Genomic DNA, 19,602 nt, shown 5'->3' on the forward strand with positions numbered 1-19,602 from the left:
AACTCTATCTCCTAAACATCAAATTGATATTGATTATCATTTTCATTATAATGAAATAGAATAATAGAAATCAATTGAAATAGGAGGCTTATAGCTTTGAAAAAATTTATAAAAAAGAATGCCTTTTTAACTGGCATTTTAATTATTTCCATCCTTTTGACTGCATGCGGAACTCAATCTTCTTCCACAATAGAGAAGGCAAAGGAAGAAAACCCCAATCGAGTATTAACAGATTCAATAGCACATGAAGTGACCATTCCTAAAAATCCCCAACGCATCATAGCTCCTTATCTAGAAGATCACCTTGTAGCATTAGGTTTAAAGCCCGTTGCACAATGGTCCGTAAAGGGTGGGACTTCTATCCAAGACTATCTCCAGGATTCATTAAAGGATATTCCAACAATTGAATTCGATCTTCCCTATGAAGCTGTGACAAGCTTTAATCCAGATTTAATTGTAATCGGTTCTCCTGAAATTGCTGAAGGTGAAAAATATAAGCAATATAGCAAAATTGCACCTACGTATGTGATGGGAACGGAGGATAATAATTGGCGCAATAAACTATTAAAAATGGGCGAAATTTTTGGTCAAACAGATAAGGCAAAGGAAGTTCTAGCAGATTATGATCAATTCGCTAAAGAAGCAAAAGAAGAAATTCACAACAAAGTCGGGAAGCCTTCAGCCACTGTGATCTGGAATATCAAAAATTCAATCTATATGGTAAGTGACACAGCTTCTAGCGGTGTTGTTCTTTATGAGGATCTTGGGTTACAAACTCCAAGCCTTGTGAAAGAGATGTCAGCTTCTGCTGCTGGTGATTGGTCGCAAGTTTCTTTAGAAAAATTCGTTCAAATAGATGCTGACTATCTTTTTGTTATTAACAGTGATAGTGCAGGTAGCTCTGAATTGCTAAGCGATCCTCTGCTAGCTAATATACCTGCCATTAAAAATGGTCATGTTTATGAATTCGATTCAAGTTCAAGTTGGTTATATTCAGGTGCAATTGCCAATCGCCAAATTATTGAAAATGTATTGGATAGCATAGTGAAGTAAAAAAAGTCCCTTCAGCTTTGTCCAAAAGCTGAAGGGTTTTATTGTGATCTGTATCTGACAAAGTCTCGCGGATTCAGCCCATATTTCTCCTTAAAAACCTCTGCAAAATGACTCGGATTAGAATACCCAACAGCATTCGCTACTTCCATAATATTCATTGTTCCAATTTGTAACAAATAACATGCCTTCTCCAAACGTTGTTTTTCTGTATAGAACTTGGTTGCTTAATTGTACAAAACGCTAACAATACGACGATTAGTGTCAAAACCGCGAAAATTAGCCATGCTCCTCTCCAACCTAACTCAGAAGTTGATGAAGCAAGAAAGGTACCATCAAACCTGTTAAAAGCATTCCTATCCCAGCTCCACTCATTAACAGTCCCATGACAGTACCTCGTTTCTTAGGATACAGGTTAATGGCTATCGATAGTAGTGGCGTATAGACAAGTACACTCCCAGCACCTGCAAGGAACAGTGTGATGGCAGCCCACCAGAAATTTGCAACAAACACCAGTCCTATTAACCCTAACTAAGTAACCAGATTGAGTGGTCGTAAAATTCATTCCCTCCTGCATAAACGGCAATATAACTTCATATGCCATGCTACCAAATCCCGTAGTTGTAACAATTAATAGCATTCCTGTTATGACAAACATCCAATAATTTTTCATTTTTAACCCCCTTTCATTACACGAATCTTAGTCCAATGAAAGGTCCATTCTCCACCAATGGAAGGATACTTATAAGGTAAAACGGATTTTATTTTAAGGTTACAGTTAGATTTTTGGATAAACCTTAATGGCCCTTTTTCATTTTATCCATTGTTCTAGACCATTGACTAATTTATGCTAGCCTATATCGATAATGATTATCATTTACGGAGGAAGAGACATGAAAAAATTAAAGCGACATTTGCTCATTTATAGCCTATTATTACTGGTTAGTATCCTACTGGCTGCTTGTGGTTCTACCAATGAAGAAACAAAGAAGGAAGAGACAACAACATCAGCATCAACCACTCGTGTTTATAAGGATTATTTAGGTCATGAGGTTGAAATTCCTGTAGATCCTGAGAGAGTGGTTTATCATGGAGAAGGATTCGGTGATTTACTTGCATTGAATATCAAAACAGTCGGTGCTGGCTTCTCTTGGATTACAAATTACGCTTGGGAAGATCGCGTAAAAGATGTGGAGGACGTTGGTTTTCCTATTAATGTGGAAAAAACATTGTCATTAAAGCCTGATCTTATCATTATTGGTACTTCAGATGAAAAAACATATTCACAGCTTTCTAAAATCTCTCCTACTATCGTGTTTGATACTTTTGCGCCCTTAAACCAACGTTTAACAGAGCTGGGCGATATACTTAATAAAAAAGAAGAAGCAACTCAATGGATGGATGCTTATACAGAAAAAGCGGATAAAATGTGGGAGTCGCTTGTAGCTGATGACATCATTAAACCAGATGAAACGGCATCGGTTTTAACATATTATCCAGGAGATCGATTATTTGTCATGGCACGTGCTGGACTTTCTCAAGTTTTATACGATTCAAATGTGCTTAAGCCTGGCGACAACATACAAAAAATTCTTAATGATGGAACAGGCTTTGCTGAAATCTCCACAGAACTTCTTCCTGAATATGCTGGTGATCGAATTTTCATCCTCACACCAGTCGATGATGAAGCAAAACAATCGACAAAAGAAATGATGGAAAGTCCAATTTGGAAGAACCTACCGGCAGTGAAGAACGGTCATGTCTACACATTTGATATTGAAAAAAGTGATAGCGATGCCTCAACAAGAGAATGGCTGTTATCACAATTACCTACTATGTTAAAAAAATAACTAACAAGAGACATTTCATCTTTGTTGAAATGTCTCTTTACTTTTTATACAATACAGTTAATTGATAATCATTTTCATTTACTAAGGAAGTGAACAGATGGAAGACAATAAATCAGCTTCTATTAACAATGATTTACTATTTCATTTAGAAGATATTGACTGTATTTCGCAGAGCTTTCCGTTTATCTCGACTTCTCATCATACGATGATACTTTTTACAAATGGCTGTGGGACATTAACGATTGATGATATACCCTATTTGGTGACGAAAGGAAAAATTTTTCTTGTTCAGCCCCATTCTATGATTGATTTATCGGATATAAATCATGGTTACCGTTTCTATAAAATTGCCTTTTCAGCCTTTCAGTTAAAACATAAGCACCCTTCCCCACATCTAGGATCTATTTTTTCTGATGAAGTGGAATATACAATTTATCCGTATACACGATTAATTCGTCTTAGCGAAGATCTGTATAATTTAAATCCTAAATTGGATTTTCTTAAACAACAAGGAGTCTTGTATGAACTCTTAAATTTATTATTTGAACATCAGCTTCATATGAACTACCAGTTGACAATGACAAAGGCGGTTGAAGAAACTATCGACTATATACATAACTATTTTCAACAGTCTTTAACAGTGAAAAAGCTAGCGGAACTCGCTCGTATAGCTCAATGGCAATATAGTACGATCTTCCAAACCTTAACTGGGAAGAAACCGCTTGATTATATTACAGATTTACGTCTTACAAATGCCAAGGAATTATTACTACAAACAAATGAGCCATTAAAAGATATTGCGCAGCAAGTGGGATTTGATGATGAATATTATTTTAATCGCCGCTTCCGACAGGTAATTGGAATTCCTCCAAAACAGTTTGCACGACAATATAAACAAAAAACTGTTGTAAAAGATTGGACAGGACACGAGGTAGCCATTCCTCGTTCACCGCATCGTGTTATTTATCATGGAGAAACGTTTGGGGATATGTTGATTTTTGATGTGCAGCCAATAGGTGGTAACAAAAACTCTATTAGTAAATCCTTCTATAAAAACCATGTTCCCTATATTCAAGATGTTGCCTTTCCAATCAATCTTGAAAAATCTTCAAAGCTGAACCCTGATTTAATTATCTTTACAAATAATGACGAGCAGCAATATCAAGCACTATCTTCTATTGCACCAACAGTTACCCTAAATTCCTGGGATTCATTGGAGGAACGCGTTCTTTTATTAGGGCAGTGGCTTAGCCAACAACAGCGTGCAGAAGATTGGCTAGAATATTTTAAAATCCAAGAAAATACTATGTGGCAGCAGCTACAAACAGTGATAGAGCCTGGCGAAACAGCATCTGTTTTGACTTTTGATCATGGCAAACGCCTTTTTATTATGGGCTGTACAGGTCTATCTCCTGCTCTTTTTCATCCAGATGGTTTTCAACCTCACCCACAAGTCAAAAAGCTACTTCAAGCAGGCGAAGGGTATAGAGAAATACCAATAGATCACTTACCTCAGTATGCTGGTGACCGTATCTTTATGTTGTTATCTGATAAACCCGAATCGCAAATGGCTACGATGGAATTGATTAATAGCGATATGTGGAAAGGACTTCCTGCTGTACAAACTAACCATGCTTATTTAGTGGATGCAACAAAGTGGAATTACGGAGATGCCTTTACAAGAGAGAAGTTACTCGGTGCATTACCAAAACTATTGGTTACTGCCAAGTAATTCTCATACTTATAATAAGGGGTGACATTTATATGAAAAAGGGAAGTATAACAGATACGACAACTCAAATATCATTAAAGGATATTCGAGATTATATTGCTAAAAACCATCATCAACCTCTCACGATTAAACATCTAGCACTCATTTCGGGTCTGAGTTCCAGTTACTTTGGAGAGGCATTTAAAAAGGCATTCGGTCAAAGTGCCACAGATTATTTAACGGCGCTACGTATCGGACATGCCAAGCAATTACTGCGTGATACCGATTTATTACTTCGTGAGATTGCTAGAAAAGTAGGTTACAGTGACGAATTTTATTTTAGCCGAAAATTTAAAAAGGAAGTTGGGATTTCACCTTCTGCTTATAGTGAGATGGCTCGCCAGCGTATTTCTACTTTTTCCGTCTCCGCTACTGGAAATTTATTAGCGCTTGGTATCATACCAGTTGCGGCTCCGCTGAATGCTAAATGGAGTCCTTATTATTACAATCATTATCAAGAGAAAATTCCCGTGCATGTTAATATATTTGATACAGAATCAGAGGATAACTTCAAAAAATTAGCCTCCGCTAAGCCAGATATTCATATTTTTCAAGAGGAACCCTCCCTCTCCATGCTTAATTGGCTTCAAACTATTGGCATCAAAAGTGTCTTTATACACGCGAAGGATTGGCGAACACAGCTGAGAGAAATAGCTGTAGCTGTTAAAAAGCAAAGCGTAGGTGAGCACTTCATTCAAACATATGAACAAAAGGTATTACAGGCGAGATTAGAAATTAATCAAGTTGCTGAAAATGATACGTTTGCTGTTCTTCGTTTATGCGGTGATCAATTATTTATGTATTGTAATAAAGGGATTCAGGATGTACTGTATACAGATTTACAGCTTCGCTCTGTCGTTACTCACCAACAAACATATAATGAGCATATTACACTTGATCAGCTAGTAAATATAGACCCTGACCGTTTGCTATTTATCATTTGTCCCGATTCACCAACCCGAAATTATTGGCTTACTCTACAATACCTTGATCGTTGGAAAGAGCTCCGTGCTGTAAAAAATGGACATGTCTATGTTTTACCTTCGAATCCTTGGTTCGAATACTCAGCTATTGCTATAAACCGAATGGTAGATGAAATGTTACTTATGCTAACCGGAAAAAATCCAAATCCTTTTCCTGTCCCCGTCCATGGTAACGTATCAGACAGTGATTTATAATTCCATTTGAGAATGATTATCACTGGAAGGAGACTTTGATGAACAATGAAACAAAATTGTCCTATTCAATGTCATACAATTATAAAATCTGCCTATTTATCAGCGATGTTTTTGCTTACTATCGGCATACTTTCCGCCTGCAATACCCAATCAAGCAATAAAGTGGAACAGGTAGAATTGCAGGCATCCTCAGAAAGTACAAAGGAGCAAAGTATTTATCCATTAACACTAAAAGATGAGGTTGGTAATGAGGTAACACTACCAGCTAAGCCTACTAAAATTTTTGCACCTGTCATGGAGGATTCTTTACTAGCTCTTGGTATCAAGCCTACTATGCAATGGTCTAATGGTGTTAAGCCACAGCTTTATTTACAAGATCAGCTACAGGGTATACCAGAAATTAGCTTTGCAAGCGGTCCCCCATCAGCCGAAGCCATTATGGCAGATAAACCAGACTTAATTATTTTGCACAATTCATTTTATGTGGAAAATGGCACCTATGAAAAATATGCAAAAATCGCACCAACCTATGTTTTTAATAATGCTGCAAGTGATTTAGAAGGCTCTATTAAAGTTTTAGGGCAACTGCTTGATGAAACAGACAAGGCTGAGCAAGCCATACAGGATTATCAAGAAAAAGTAGATGTAGCAAAAACAAAGCTATCCTCTATAACAGAGGGTAAAAAAATTGCGTTAATTCGCTTTAATGCAAAAGGTATGTTTTTCATGACAGATGAGTATTTTAGTGGGTATGTCTTAACACATGAATTAGGATTTGAACAAAGCAGCTACGTGAAAAATGGTGCCTTCGAAGTATCATTGGAGATTCTACCTGAACTGGATGCCGATTATATTTTCCTAATCAATGATGGTAATCTTGGGGATGAATTTTTAAATGAGTTGAAGAACAGTAAAATTTGGCAAAGTACAGCAGCCTTCAAAAACAATCAAGTATTTGAGACATCCGCGGATTACTGGCTAAATGGCGGTATTCATGCTCAAGGAAAAGTGATAGAAGATGTATTGGAGTTTTTAGCGCCATGATAACAATGACAAAGAAACCTTATACATCAGAAAACTACTTTGAAATTGCCATGACATCTCGTCAACAGCTAGATTATCGCATTTTAATTGCAAGCCCAACAGATGAACCACCAGCAGATGGTTATACTGTCATATACGCCTTAGATGGGGACGCCCTTTTTCCAACACTTGCAGAGGCAGTGAAATTACAAACACGTAAACCAAAAGGCTATGATCCTATTCTTGTTATTGGCATCGGTTATCCCTCAAAGGAACCTTTTGATATGGAGCGACGCTGTCTCGATTTTACACTACCTGTTACCAAAGAACATCTGCCACCACGTCCAGATGGAACGCCTTGGCCTCCAAATGGCAAAGCTAATGAGTTCTTAGATTTTATTGAACATGAGCTCATGCCTGCTATAGCAAAGGAATGGCCTATCAATAAAAAGAAGCAAGCGATTGTTGGTCATTCCTTAGGCGGTCTTTTCACACTATATGCTTTATGTGCAAAACCTCACTTATTCAGCCATATTGTAGCTGGCAGTCCCTCTGTTTGGTGGGCTGACAATGCAGTATTAAAAGTTATAGACAGATGTTTTGATGATTGGAACGGTCAGCATGCTATTAATCTCTTACTCACAATCGGTGCTAACGAGTTGCCAGATATGTTAGAGGGAGCTGATCTAGCGGCTGAACGACTGAAGCGTTTAAGCGACCAAAACATTCATACTAATTATGTGAAGTTTGATGAGGAGGACCATGTGAGTGTCCTACCTTGTATGCTTGGCCGCCTTCCACGGTTTTTGGATTCTAACTCAAGGAAATAAAGTGAAATTAATAATAAACAAAAACCAAGTAGACTTGTATAAATCTACTTGGTTTTTTAATAATTATTGTATTGAAGGGTCTTTATAACCAACCTTTGCATAGAACTTATGGAAATTACCATACTTGTCTTCTAATACAATTGTCACCCAGTCTCCGTTGAAGAATTTGGCTGGATGTGTTAGTTCTTTTGTAACACGAGCAACATTAGTAGCAACTGTTCCTGTTCCCTTTGCTAAAGAACTGTCTGTACCATGTACAACCGCTTGAATCACTTGTGAAGGTGTTCTATTAGCAATAACTGTTTCATTTGTTCCTGCAGTATCGGATAAATAATAGTACTTCAGTGATTCGCCATTCTCATAGAATTGTTGAGCAGAACCTAGTAAATCAAATGTCGCTTGAACTTTTCTATCGTCACCCGATGTATTCAGGTAGCCGAGTTTAATTTCCATAAACTTCGCATCCAATGTTCTGTATAAGTATTGTGCCTTATCAACGAACTTATGGCCTTCATAGCCTGGAATCACAAAGTCTCGAGTACTATCTTTCATTGTAACTGTTATTGTTTGATTTGCGTCATTAGATGTTTTCGATTTAATAATGAGCTTACTAGCTTTCGTTGTATCTGTTCCAGTAGTATAAGTAACAGGGGCATATTTAGCTGTCACATCAATCTCATTACCATTGGAATCTTTTGTCGTAATCGTCATAATATCTGCCAAATTAACAACAACTGTATCACCTGTACTTACAAGTTTAGACTTACCATTTTCATCACGCATAATTGTTTCACTAAAAGTAATGGTAAATGTATCGTCGCTGTTACGATAAATAAGACCTGGATAATATTTGTTATCCAATGGGGAAACCATGCCAATGCTTGGTGGTGTTCCATCAGAGTAGAAATCTTGTTTCATTAATCCTGTTGAAGTTCTATCGTGATCATTATATGGAACATTAGCTTTATAAATTGTAAAGTTTCCAGGTGTGTCCTCTGCTCCAACATAAACCACATATTCAGTATGTGGCTTTAAAGTAACGCCTCTGGCATCAACCGTCCCTGACAGACCTTTTCCAATCTTTTCAACAGATGGACTACTTTTGAGTTTTGTTTCTAAATATTTTTCATCTGCTGGAGCGGTTAAATTAGCATCAGGATTATCAATTAATATACCATCCTTATCTTTAATTCTTTTTTCCACAAACCAGTAATGAACTTTTGCTGTTTCATTTGTCTCAAAGCTAATAGTTGCTTTTGTATCATCATTCTCTTTTGGCTTAATCTCTAAATTACGAATTAAAGGTGCCTTAGTATCTTCGAATACTGTCTTAGGACCTGCGATTTTAGAAAGTTCTCCTCCACGATCTCTTAGTACCATATAAATAGAATAGCTATTAAACGGATCGAGTTTATTTTGTTCCACAGATACAGGGAATTTTTGTGTAGCTGTTTCTAAATCTGCTGTCCCTGAGCCACGTTGAATATATATATCTTTTCCACCAATTTGGAAATAACCAGATTTACCAGTGTCACCTGCAAATTCATTAATGAAATCTCGTTCAGTAATTTTATGATCTGTTAAATATTGTTGGAAGGTCTTCGTTTCGCCATTATCTATTACTGTATTGGGAAGAATCATATAATAATACGTCCCGGCCTTATTTGGCTTAAATTCAATCTCTGCACGTCGGAAACCATCAGATTCATCTGCTTTATTAATTGTATTTTCAATTGTTATAACAGGCATTACAGTATCTTCGTGTCTATACTCAGCATAGTTACGAACCGGGTCACCTGGCTTCACTGTGCCCGTATTTTCAAACGCATTATTCGCTAAATCTTTAACACCTGGTAATACTGTAACACGCAACGTATCACCATTAACAAACCCCGTATCAGATGGTATTGTTAATAAAACTTTTTTATCTCCTGCTTTATACTCTACAGCTGATGGTTTGATTCCTTTTTCTCCAGTTACGTTAACAATAACTGTACCCGTTAATAAATAATTGTTAATATCGTTCGCACTTTCTGGATCTAATGCTTCACTAACAGTAAGTTCAAACTGATTATTGCTTTTCCTTACTAACTTTCCTTGTTCTACATATGGATGAACACTATCAAGCGCACCAGTTTTAAAATCTTTTACTGCAGGAGGGTCTATCGAGAAGTTACCTGAATTATCCTTCATAACAACATAAAGCTGATATTCTGTTTCAGCCTCTAAACCTGTTAACTTTCCTTCTATCCCTAGTTCACCAGCTTTTGCTTCGCCTTTTCCTGTTGGGTTAGCAACGATGTCAGCCGTTGTTGGATCAGTTGCTGTTGTTTTCTTACGTATATAATAGTAATAGTCTCCTGGTTCACTGGCTGTAAAAGTAAATTCAGCACGTGTTCCTCCATGTAATGGCGTAACTTGGAGGGATTTCACTACTGGTGGTGAAGCATCTTTCATTTGGAACTCTTGAGAAACTATGTCCGATGCATTTTTCGAGCCATCCACAACCATGATGTAGATAACATATTCTTTTTTCTCACCTAAATTAGAAACCTTAATTGAGTTTGTTCCTTTGATGGCTGCCGCAGTTCCATGTGCTACGTTCTTATTTGAGAGACGGTTAACCATTTCACTTTTATTTGGTGCCTCTGCGCCCTTTTCACGCACAATATAATAGTACGTACCGACTTCATCAGAAGTGAAATCTGCTTGAATTTCGCTGCCATTTAGGACTTTTACATTCGTAATACTAATGATTGGTTTTGTTTTATCATCAGGATTTTGATTCTCATTTTCCTCTTTATCAATTGGTTTGCCATCTGGATCAGTAATAATGCCTATATTATCTTTATCATCGAGGAAATCGTCGAAGATATTATTTGGTGATCCATCCTTAGGTAAGATGACCTTATCAATATACGTATAATCTCCAATATCAATTTTGCCATATGAATTATCAACAAATAATGTGCCAATTCGTCCATCAATATACAGCTCTAGATCTGTGTAGCTATTGTAATTAATCCAATCGATATTTCCTGAACCATAAATTGTAAGCTTTGTTTCAGTATTTAAATTTAACGTGTCAATATTGCCTTGAATTTCAAACTCTCGGACATTTCCAATGATGTCTACACGTGGTAGTTTTGTATTTGTTTCAATTTTTGTACCTGTTTGAGATACTACTAGTCGAGAAACACTGCTGTTATAAAATTCTAGGTACTTCTCAACGTTTTTCATTTCCTCTTTTTCTTTAGACCAGTTAACAAATGGCTTATCATTTTCAGTATTTGGTTTTGTCCAATTTTGAAGATCGTTCGAATTGTTATTTGACGAATCATCGCCTTTATTGTTATCTGGGTTTGACCAATTAATAAATGAAATATTGTTACTTGCCACACGACCAAGAGCTAATGGTAGATTGTAAGTAGCCCCTAAATGCAATGGTGGGCGAACGGTTTCGTTGACAAACATTGTCCCTGTCAGCGTCATATTCGAGAATTCTATATAATTACCATTTACTACAATCGTTGCACCAAAAGAACCGTAATTTCCATCAAAATCTAGAGAACGTGTGCTTGTCCCACTTGCATTAAGGGTCAATTTTGAAATGGAGCGAATTCCCTTACTCGATAAATCCCCCTCAATGAATGCACCTTTTAACACCGGAGCATTATATTCGTTAAAAATATGAGCAAGACTCTCTGGAATTGTATATGACTGGCCATTTATATAAACTGCGTCATCATCCACATTTGTGATTTTGTAAGATGTTTCATTATTTTTCTTCTCTTGTGAACCCACTACAAACGAAGCAAACTGTCCGCGAGTAACAGGATCAAATGGAGAAAATGTAACAGGAGTTGTGCCCTTTGTAATATTCAAATCGATTAAAGTTTGAATATAGATGGCATTGTTTGTTTTGCTATTCACATCTTTGAAAATATTATTGTACGTAGGGGATACCTCTAGATGGAATCCAACTACAACCATTTTGGCTAGTTCTCCTCTAGTCAACACTTCATTCGGCATAAACATGCCATTTGAATAGCCCGACATAATACCTGCATTTTGCAATGCCGCTACGTATTTATAATATTGATTGCCCTTTGGAACATCCTTATAGTAAGGATCTTGGATATTTTTTGTATCCAATTTTAACGCAGTTGCCAGCATTTTCGCTGCCTCTCCACGAGTTACACTGACATCAGGACGGAAAGTATTATCCGCAAAACCGCTCATTACGCCCTGAGAATATAGTTTTAATATTTCATTATAATTATCCGAGTATTGGTTAATATCCGTAAAGGGAGAAGTAGCCGCTGCTGCTTTTGGTGGTGATACTACTGCAGCAATCCCACTTGAAGCAAATACTGTTGCAATCAAGGCTTTATTTACTTTTTGGATTTTAGATTTATCCATTCCACTCTTCCTTTCGTTTATGTATTTTGATACGTACAAATATCATTTGCTCATATCCTTTATATCGACCAAAGACTAGTGAACCTTCATAGATAAATCTAAAATAGTAGGGTAAATTTCTTCTAGAGTTAGAGACTAAAATACGATTTCTTTACTATGCGAGTCCATAAGCTTTCCATCACTGAATATTTAAAAATTCATAGTTTGCAATACATAAAAAAGAAGCCATTAAAGATAGATTCATAATTGGCTTCTCTTTATTAGATATTAATTTTGGACTTTTAAAAGTTCGGTTAGTTTAAAAACACTAAATTATTTCATTTTTATAAATTACTTTGTTTACATTATGCCTAACAGTCTTATGACCTGCTTTTATACCTTTACCAATAGCAATCAGCATAACATCAAGATACCTATCAGAAATATTTAAGATCTCTTTCAATTTCTTAGAATCGTAGCCTGACATCGTAATTGTGTCAAAACCAGCTTCATTCGCTAACAAAACTAAGGACATTGAGGCAAGACTTACATCTCTAGTTAACTCTAACTTTAGATCTTCTTTTGTCTTACTTTCATAATAATTTATTGCAGCATTCGCAAGATAGTCTCTTAATGATTCATCAAAATAACCTGCTTGGTACCCCTCCTCATGAATTTTAATAATATTACCTTTGTTAAATGCCTGATAGTCGCCCAACATGACGATTAACGTTGAAGCTTCTACTATTTGCTGTTGATTAAAAGCTATAGGTAGTAATAAATTTCTTAAGTTCGCATCCTCGATTATTAAGTATCGCGTTGCTTGAATATTATTCCCGTTAGGCGACTTACTTGCACTTTCAACTAAGGCAGTCAATGTTTCTGAACTAATTTTATAATTTGAATCATAATGTCTAACTGAACGTCTTTTTTCTAAAATATCTTTTACATTCATTATGAACAACTCCTAAGTTTTTATTGTATTGCGCCTCTAATTATAGTAAGCAATAATAAATAAGAAAATAACGCACAAAAAAGTGGTATAGCCACTTTTTTGTGCCTATTTAGGAGAGGAAGCACATGGTTAACTATAATACAGGAATCAATATTTTTATGGATATTGCAGGTGGCAAATGGAAAGGTTTAATACTATTTTTCTTGAGTCAACAATCAGTAAGGACGAAAGAGTTTTATGAATTAATACCCGGAATTACGCAAAAAGTTCTAACCGATCAATTGAAGCAGTTAGAAAGAGACGGACTTGTTCGGAGAGAAATTTTTAAAGAAGTACCACCAAAAGTAGAATATAGCTTAACAGACTTAGGAGAGTCATTTATACCCGTTTTAAATACAATGTGTACATGGGGAAATGATTATGCACGTTTAAAGGGAATTGCCAAAGAGCAACAAATTAATTGTCATCAAAAGGAAAGCTAAGTTTTCCTTCAAGGCTCTTATTACTAATCACCTTTCTATAATTCGTATCAAAACCACAGCTTGTCACTTTGTTAGAATATCCCACAAAATGTAAAAAAGCCAAGGAGCATCGGTGCTCGCTTGGCTTTTGACGATATATAGGCATACATCTAGTCGTACTTGGGGTGTCATAAGGGAAAGGGGGATAACCTTACGTCTTGTCAAGTCGATCAAGAGATGTGGCCCGAGTTACATATCATTTGAACATAATTTAAAAGTCATGTGGCTGATGACTTATATACAGCTTGCCCAAATGATGTTTGCATTAATCATTACCCCAAAAATTAGGGTTGTAAGCTCTTTTGTTATATTTTTTTATTCCTTTTTTGAGACTCCAACTTTTACCTGATTTCGCCCTTCTTGTTTCGCAAGGTAAAGTGCGTCATCAGCCGCTTCAATTAGCGCTTCAGTTGTATGTGCCATTGCTGGATAGGCAGCTATTCCTGCAGATAATGTTATTGGTCTACCACATGGACTGACCGTATCGGCCAAAGTTTTTCGTAATTGTTCTGCGACTAGTGTGGCTTCCTCTATCGTCGTGTTCGGCAGAAGTATGACAAATTCCTCGCCACCGTACCGGCAACATACATCGCCTTCACGAGCTACTGATTCCATTTGTCTAGCCAAAAATTGTAAAACTTTATCGCCTACCGCATGTCCATATGTATCATTCACACTTTTAAAGTGGTCTAAATCTAACAAAATAATGACATGCGGTACCTTACTTGCTAACCATTCAGCAAGCATCGAATCCATTGTACGTCGGTTCGTAATCCCCGTCAGTGGATCAACAGTAGATTGATCTTTGAAAAAGGAGACCTGTCCATGTAGAAACGATAAACTTCGAACCAATGCATTCTTCAAAGAATAGGCTTCAAAGTACCATCCACTAACAGATTTTAAACCTTCTACATTTTTCTTATCTAAACTTTCTTCTGTTAATGATGCTAGTTGTTGTAAGGGATTCGCAATACGTGCTGCAGCCCAAAGTACAATGATAATCGAAACAAACATAAGAGGGACAGATTTTATAATGACCTCCTGTACACGATCAAATGAAGGGGCTAATGCTACTTCTAAAGGTTTCTGCGCAACAACTCCCCACCCTGTCGATGCCACTGCACTATAGCCAGCTAGCATTTTCACTCCTTTTGTATTCTCAACTAGTTGGGCGCCATCCTTGCCTGATGTAACAGCTTGAACGACTTTATTTTTCGTTACAATGTCATTAATACGACTTGGATCTTGATGATAGATAACTCGTCCATCTGAATCAACTACATATACGTAAGAACCATCTTTACTATAATGTTCTCCCAACAAGGTTTTAAAGGCATTAGGTTCCTTTAAATAAATAGTGCCAGCAATCATTCCTAGATATTCATTGGACTCCGAGAAAATAGGATGCGATATAAAAATGATGAGCCGCCCTGTCATCGCCTCATATGGCTTAGAAATAATTGGTGTCTTTTTGGCTAATGCCTCTTTAGCGCCAATTGATGTTAAAATCTCTCCTTTAATTTCTATAGATGGCGGAGAGACAGATAAAACAAGTCCCTTTGCATTTGTTATAACCACCGAATTGAACATTTGATTTTGCAATCTCAAACGCTCTGTTTCATCATTTAATATTTGTTCATCATCCATTTTCGTCCTGACCTGATCCGCGCTATATCCTAAGATTTGAAAAGCTTCATTTAGATAGGAATCAGCAGTTGAGGCCAATTTTTGAGCATAAACTCTATTCGTTTCTAGCGTATTTTCCTTAATGGAATCAATGTTCATCCTATAGCCGCCCCAAACACTACCTATGCTTGTTAAAAAGAATGCTGCCATTGCTACGCCCATTATAAGATGCTTTAATTTTAATCGGTGCGATTTCATTTTTCCCCTCCTATTTATGTTTTTTTATATGTATATTTTGAGAGATTCTTAAACAATTAGTGCCTATTATAAGCAAAGACTCCTATAGGTAAAAGTAACATGTATTAATTGTGTAAGAAGAATCCAACACACCTCTAGGATTGTATCAATAAACGTGGATGTATCATATAGAATCTGGCAAACAAAATTCCAACATTTTAGTTATTTAGATTAAAAATTGCAACAGCTGACGCTAATTATCTGAAATTTGATAGAAAATCTAAATTCTAAATTTTTTTACTTTTATTGTTATTCTGACATATAAAAGTTGAAGCGTTTATTTTATAATAAAAATTAGCATAGGCAAGTTAAGATTTAATCTGTTATAATACTCATTAAAATATAATAAACTGTAATAATACAGTATATAGAATACGCTTTTCACACAATGGGGATTATGAGAAAAGCGCTACTCGCCATCATCATACAGATGGTTGTGTAGCCTACACAAAAAGGGGTTGGAAGATTTGGGCATTTTAAAGGGGTTAAAAATTCTCGATTTTTCTGCATTACTACCAGGACCAATGGCAACAATGATATTTGCTGATTTAGGAGCAGATGTCATCCATGTTGAATCTTCAAAGCGGGTTGATTTAACACGAATTATGCCTCCCTATGACGATGATCACGAGGCATATATCCATCAACATTTAAATCGATCAAAAAAATCTATAACGCTAAATTTAAAATCACCAGAAGCTATCGACATTGTTAAATCACTTGTACAGGAGTATGACGTTATTATCGAAGGATTTCGACCTGGTGTAATGCAGCGACTTGGCATTGGCTATGAAGCGCTTAAAGAAATAAATCCTAAGGTTATTTATTGTGCGATTACTGGCTACGGACAAACAGGGCCTTATAGTAATCGACCAGGACATGATAATAACTATCTATCCTTAGCTGGCTTACTCGACTATTCCCGCCATAAGGATAAAAAGCCTGTTTCCATGGGCGTTCAACTAGCAGACATAGCTGGAGGGACAATGCATGCAGCAATAGGTGTGCTTGCTGCTGCCCTTCATCGTGAAAAAACAGGAGAAGGACAGTTCATCGATATTAGTATGACAGATGCTGTCTTTTCACTTAATGCTATGTATGGGGCAGCATTTATTGGAGGTGGACGTGTACCACAACCAGAGCAAGAAATTTTAAATGGAGGCAGTTACTATGATTTTTACAAAACAAAGGATGGGCGCTTTTTCTCTGTCGGTAGTTTAGAGCCTCAATTTCGCAAATTGCTCTGTGAAGCACTCGATATTCCCGAATTGATCGATAATACCTTCAATGACTCCTACTATACGCAAATTCGTTTTAAAGAGGCTGTTCACGATGCCTTCTTGTCCAAGACATATGAAGAATGGCTTGAAGTGTTTAACGAGGATTTTGAAGGTTGTGTAGAGCCAGTTCTAACATTTCCTGAAGCATGTGAGCATCCACAGCTAAAGGCACGAGAAATGATTGTGACTATACCCAAAAGCGATGGCACTATGCAAAAACAAATTGCCTCTCCGTTTAAATTTGATGGTACGCAGCCTGAATACAAGCATGTTGGTGCTAAATTAGGCGAGCATAATGAGGAAGTTTTACTATCTCTGGGCTTTAATGCTGAACAAATCAAGGCTTTGAAGGAAAAAGGTGTTTTAGAGTAAAAAAGGTGTCTAATACTGTGATGTATTAGACACCTTTTTTATACATACGCACTAATAAACATACGTAGGTTTTCAAAATGATCATCTATTAGTAGATATTTTTTGTAAATCTCCATTAACTTTTCAAAAAGCTCGTACTGCTCTGTTACAAACAAAACTCTTAAAATATTTAACATATGCAGGGAGGCACTTTGTGCTACAACATAGTATGGTGCATTTGGTTGACGATAATTGCGTCGCCACTCTTCCACAGACAAACCAATATGTTGTAGAGAGTTATTCACATGAAGTGCTATATCCTGTTGAACATATGCTTCAATTGCAATAAGCTGTTCACTACTAAAGTTTTTTTGTACTAATGAAGAATTAATTTTTTTATTCGATGCTAAAACATGCTCTTTTAATAAAAGTAAGCCATCCTCATAACGTGCCATTTTTACATAGTGCTCTAGTAGAATGGCATATAAATTTTCTAAATAATTTAACTGATAATTTTTAATAATGGCAGGTGGTGTTGGTTTACGATTTGGTAATAGCTCTTTATACTCTAGTAATATTTCAATGGCATAATTATTTATTCGTTCATCCTCTAATAAATATTCACCATAATGTATAACCTTTTCACTCTGCTGTTCTCTATTTGCTATATGAAATAAAATATAGGCAATTAACACTTTTTCCTTCTCTGATAGTGCATACATCGAGTAGCGCCATTCCGCTTCAAATGAGGTAATAAACGATTTGACACTATTAAAATCACCTTCTGATAAGCAATAATGAGTAACAATTTGATAAAGACGTAACTGTTTCTTTGCCAAACAGCTAGCATTATGCTTATCCACATGAGTTATACACTTATCCAGTATCGCTTTATAGTTATTCACAAAGTTATCCACATGTTCACAATTTTCTCTCACAGAATGCTCGAAATGTCCCATTATTTCATAAAGAAATGTGAATTGCTCTAAAGGTTTGTGGATAAGCAGTGAATAAACTTTTTTTGTGAAAAGCCAATGCCAAAAAGATGCATGCTCTTTATACAACATATGCACTAAATATTCATCTTGAAATTTATATAAAATAATTGATTGTAGCTCATTAACTGGCATAGCTATTTGCATTCGTTTCCCAAAGACTAACCAAATTAATCGTTCCAAGTCTATTGTATGTTGTGCAAAAAGCTGCTCAAAAAAAGTATCTTTACCTTTTTGAGTATAGAAAAAAGTACTGAGACGCTCATTCACAAATTTTGAATCTAAACCATATTTGTCAAAATATATTTGCATTTCTGTTGATACATGACCCCAATATTTACGTGCTGTGGAAAAGGCAATATTCTTAGCCGTTTCTTCGTTTACTAAAAATAGATTGGGTGAAAGCGAAGTACCAAGTATTTTTGGATCTTCTTGCAGATTTGACTCTGCTTCCAGCCAAGTTGCTAGTATATTTTCAGCACCCTTTTTACTTTTTTGTTTATAAGCCATGAATAATTGCTCATCACAGTCCAACAGCATAAAAATGGATCCTCCCATCAATTTCTACCAACAAAGATCTTCCCCTATCATTCAAATACATGATTTTTACACTCTTTCTTCAATATAACAAATCTTAACTAACATATGCTAAAAAAATATGGGTATGCATAGCAAAAACGTTAACAATATAAAAAACCACCTATATAAGTGAACACACTTTATAGATGGATATCATCTTTACCAAAACAACGGATATTTTCTTTTTTCTCGTAAATTATTGATCAACAAACCGAAAAATACAATTATGACTGCTCCAATTAATACAGGGGTTAGTAAATAACTCCAACCATAACCTCCTAAAATAATAATTATAGGATTGGCGCCTGCTGGAGGATGTATGACACCTAAAAAGGCCATAAAAAATATAGTTAATCCGACACCAAGACTAATAGACAATATATTGGAGCCTAGTAATGAATACATGGCCAAACCGATAAATGCCGAAATAAAATGACCTCCAATTATATTTCGGGGCTGGGACAAAGGTGCATTCCAGACGACAAATACAAGAACGCAGCTACCGCCTAATGATGCCATTAACCAAGGTGAATTGGTAATGTTAGTTAACCATAGCAACACAAAAATGCATATTAATCCTCCTATTGCTCCAGTAAAGGCATCAGCGAAATTTGTTCGAGATGGAGCATGACCTCCTCCTCTCATTTTTAATATAAAAGGTTTTATACTATTCTTTTTCTCTATTTTGTTTTCCACACCTATAATTTCTGTCATTAGACACCAACTTTTCTCTTCTATACTCATCTGTTTTATATAAGGTCCTGTTATTCATTTTTAAACTTTAACTATTATATCAACACAACAATAGATTTCAATCCAAACTTCAAATTTCAGACAAACATTTACTTATCTGACTTGTAGCTCATACAAAAAAGCAAACTTTTAAAAGTTTGCT

The 19,602-nt window shown here is 36.1% G+C and carries 15 protein-coding genes; 8 read left to right on the plus strand and 7 right to left on the minus strand.

The window, feature by feature from the left end:
• The first annotated feature begins 96 nt into the window (after positions 1-96).
• Positions 97-1,053, plus strand: a complete 957-nt coding sequence (locus HXV90_RS14395; RefSeq protein ID WP_269897481.1) for an ABC transporter substrate-binding protein — start codon at positions 97-99, stop codon at positions 1,051-1,053.
• 38 nt (positions 1,054-1,091) lie between these two features.
• Here HXV90_RS14395 and HXV90_RS14400 read toward each other — a convergent pair whose 3' ends face one another.
• Both HXV90_RS14400 and HXV90_RS14405 read right to left on the minus strand, forming a co-directional pair.
• On the minus strand, positions 1,092-1,229 hold the full coding sequence (locus HXV90_RS14400; RefSeq protein WP_233436282.1) for a helix-turn-helix domain-containing protein: 138 nt from the start codon (positions 1,227-1,229) through the stop codon (positions 1,092-1,094).
• A 121-nt stretch (positions 1,230-1,350) separates the two neighbouring features.
• Positions 1,351-1,563 (minus strand): YbfB/YjiJ family MFS transporter, encoded by a 213-nt coding sequence (locus HXV90_RS14405; protein WP_269897482.1) that lies wholly within the window; start codon positions 1,561-1,563, stop codon positions 1,351-1,353.
• Between the two features lie 380 nt (positions 1,564-1,943).
• Here HXV90_RS14405 and HXV90_RS14410 point away from each other — a divergent pair, with 380 nt between their 5' ends.
• The 5 genes from HXV90_RS14410 (at position 1,944) to HXV90_RS14430 (ending at position 7,702) form a co-directional block, all read left to right on the plus strand.
• Positions 1,944-2,900, plus strand: a complete 957-nt coding sequence (locus tag HXV90_RS14410) for an ABC transporter substrate-binding protein (protein WP_269897483.1) — start codon at positions 1,944-1,946, stop codon at positions 2,898-2,900.
• A gap of 97 nt (positions 2,901-2,997) precedes the next feature.
• Positions 2,998-4,632 carry a helix-turn-helix domain-containing protein gene (locus HXV90_RS14415; protein ID WP_269897484.1) on the plus strand — a complete coding sequence of 545 codons (1,635 nt, stop codon included), beginning with the start codon at positions 2,998-3,000 and terminating at the stop codon, positions 4,630-4,632.
• A 32-nt stretch (positions 4,633-4,664) separates the two neighbouring features.
• Positions 4,665-5,849, plus strand: coding sequence for a helix-turn-helix domain-containing protein (locus HXV90_RS14420; protein ID WP_269897485.1), 1,185 nt, complete (start codon positions 4,665-4,667; stop codon positions 5,847-5,849).
• A 45-nt stretch (positions 5,850-5,894) separates the two neighbouring features.
• Positions 5,895-6,893: an ABC transporter substrate-binding protein gene (locus HXV90_RS14425; protein ID WP_048390746.1), complete on the plus strand. Its 999-nt coding sequence runs from the start codon at positions 5,895-5,897 to the stop codon at positions 6,891-6,893.
• Positions 6,890-7,702: an alpha/beta hydrolase gene (locus tag HXV90_RS14430; RefSeq protein WP_269897486.1), complete on the plus strand. Its 813-nt coding sequence runs from the start codon at positions 6,890-6,892 to the stop codon at positions 7,700-7,702. The genes HXV90_RS14425 and HXV90_RS14430 overlap by 4 nt, the downstream gene beginning before the upstream one ends.
• Positions 7,703-7,765: 63 nt before the next feature.
• On the opposite strand, the gene HXV90_RS14435 is transcribed toward HXV90_RS14430, so the two are convergent.
• Positions 7,766-12,124, minus strand: coding sequence for an S-layer homology domain-containing protein (locus tag HXV90_RS14435; protein WP_269897487.1), 4,359 nt, complete (start codon positions 12,122-12,124; stop codon positions 7,766-7,768).
• 307 nt (positions 12,125-12,431) lie between these two features.
• Entirely contained in the window at positions 12,432-13,058 is a 627-nt protein-coding gene (locus tag HXV90_RS14440) for a nitroreductase family protein (RefSeq protein WP_103117294.1), read from the minus strand.
• A 125-nt stretch (positions 13,059-13,183) separates the two neighbouring features.
• Between HXV90_RS14440 and HXV90_RS14445 the strand changes: the two genes are divergently transcribed.
• Positions 13,184-13,540 carry a winged helix-turn-helix transcriptional regulator gene (locus HXV90_RS14445; protein ID WP_269897488.1) on the plus strand — a complete coding sequence of 119 codons (357 nt, stop codon included), beginning with the start codon at positions 13,184-13,186 and terminating at the stop codon, positions 13,538-13,540.
• A 354-nt stretch (positions 13,541-13,894) separates the two neighbouring features.
• On the opposite strand, the gene HXV90_RS14450 is transcribed toward HXV90_RS14445, so the two are convergent.
• On the minus strand, positions 13,895-15,463 hold the full coding sequence (locus HXV90_RS14450; RefSeq protein ID WP_112117063.1) for a sensor domain-containing diguanylate cyclase: 1,569 nt from the start codon (positions 15,461-15,463) through the stop codon (positions 13,895-13,897).
• A 506-nt stretch (positions 15,464-15,969) separates the two neighbouring features.
• Between HXV90_RS14450 and HXV90_RS14455 the strand changes: the two genes are divergently transcribed.
• A complete protein-coding gene (locus HXV90_RS14455; RefSeq protein WP_048390754.1) occupies positions 15,970-17,154 on the plus strand; it encodes a CaiB/BaiF CoA transferase family protein in 1,185 nt (394 codons plus the stop codon).
• Between the two features lie 38 nt (positions 17,155-17,192).
• Here HXV90_RS14455 and HXV90_RS14460 read toward each other — a convergent pair whose 3' ends face one another.
• Together HXV90_RS14460 and HXV90_RS14465 are read right to left on the minus strand one after the other, a co-directional pair.
• Positions 17,193-18,638 carry a hypothetical protein gene (locus tag HXV90_RS14460; protein ID WP_269897489.1) on the minus strand — a complete coding sequence of 482 codons (1,446 nt, stop codon included), beginning with the start codon at positions 18,636-18,638 and terminating at the stop codon, positions 17,193-17,195.
• A gap of 228 nt (positions 18,639-18,866) precedes the next feature.
• Positions 18,867-19,421 (minus strand): HPP family protein, encoded by a 555-nt coding sequence (locus HXV90_RS14465; RefSeq protein WP_048390759.1) that lies wholly within the window; start codon positions 19,419-19,421, stop codon positions 18,867-18,869.
• Positions 19,422-19,602: the final 181 nt, after the last annotated feature.

It is taken from the genome of Lysinibacillus sp. JK80 (assembly GCF_027557635.1).
Lineage (GTDB): Bacteria > Bacillota > Bacilli > Bacillales_A > Planococcaceae > Lysinibacillus > Lysinibacillus capsici.

Bases quoted from the DNA above. Each gene is read 5' to 3' on its own strand.
- HXV90_RS14435 (WP_269897487.1), bottom strand. From the start codon at position 12,124: ATGGATAAATCTAAAATCCAAAAAGTAAATAAAGCCTTGATTGCAACA.
- HXV90_RS14465 (WP_048390759.1), bottom strand. From the start codon at position 19,421: ATGACAGAAATTATAGGTGTGGAAAACAAAATAGAGAAAAAGAATAGT.
- HXV90_RS14460 (WP_269897489.1), bottom strand. From the start codon at position 18,638: ATGGCTTATAAACAAAAAAGTAAAAAGGGTGCTGAAAATATACTAGCA.
- HXV90_RS14415 (WP_269897484.1), top strand. From the start codon at position 2,998: ATGGAAGACAATAAATCAGCTTCTATTAACAATGATTTACTATTTCAT.
- HXV90_RS14410 (WP_269897483.1), top strand. From the start codon at position 1,944: ATGAAAAAATTAAAGCGACATTTGCTCATTTATAGCCTATTATTACTG.
- HXV90_RS14450 (WP_112117063.1), bottom strand. From the start codon at position 15,463: ATGAAATCGCACCGATTAAAATTAAAGCATCTTATAATGGGCGTAGCA.
- HXV90_RS14425 (WP_048390746.1), top strand. From the start codon at position 5,895: ATGAAACAAAATTGTCCTATTCAATGTCATACAATTATAAAATCTGCC.
- HXV90_RS14420 (WP_269897485.1), top strand. From the start codon at position 4,665: ATGAAAAAGGGAAGTATAACAGATACGACAACTCAAATATCATTAAAG.
- HXV90_RS14440 (WP_103117294.1), bottom strand. From the start codon at position 13,058: ATGAATGTAAAAGATATTTTAGAAAAAAGACGTTCAGTTAGACATTAT.
- HXV90_RS14445 (WP_269897488.1), top strand. From the start codon at position 13,184: ATGGTTAACTATAATACAGGAATCAATATTTTTATGGATATTGCAGGT.
- HXV90_RS14430 (WP_269897486.1), top strand. From the start codon at position 6,890: ATGATAACAATGACAAAGAAACCTTATACATCAGAAAACTACTTTGAA.